Origin of the sequence: Bacillus sp. HY001, assembly GCF_007558965.1 — a bacterium.
Lineage (GTDB): Bacteria > Bacillota > Bacilli > Bacillales > Bacillaceae_G > Bacillus_A > Bacillus_A mobilis.
Genome location: NZ_VLTE01000275.1, coordinates 1 through 305, shown reverse-complemented (window position 1 = coordinate 305; position 305 = coordinate 1). Strand labels below are relative to the sequence as shown.

Annotated in this window: 1 protein-coding gene; it reads right to left on the bottom strand. The window is 28.2% G+C overall.

Annotation, left to right across the window (positions count from 1 at the left end):
• Positions 1-305, bottom strand: a 305-nt coding sequence (locus tag FOT98_RS31265) for a CPBP family intramembrane glutamic endopeptidase (protein ID WP_144291260.1), incomplete at both ends; no start/stop codon positions are given.

Below are 305 nucleotides of genomic sequence, written 5' to 3'. Positions count from 1 at the left end.
TTCAACTTTTTCATTCTTTTTTTGATATACCCAATAAGCATAGTTATATAATACTCCAATTATTGCTGTAACGACTATATAAGTAATACCATCTGAATGACTTAATCCGAATATAATTGATGCTATTAAAATAATAAGATAAACACGATCTTTAATAAAAGGAATACATCTTAATACCCAAAATAAAAACACCTGAAAAATTACTGTTTCATATACAGGTGCCGCAAATACTCCTACTAAAATCTGTATAATAGCGGGATCTTCCTTTATCGGATGTTGTTTTATCGGTGGCAAAAATAAATCTA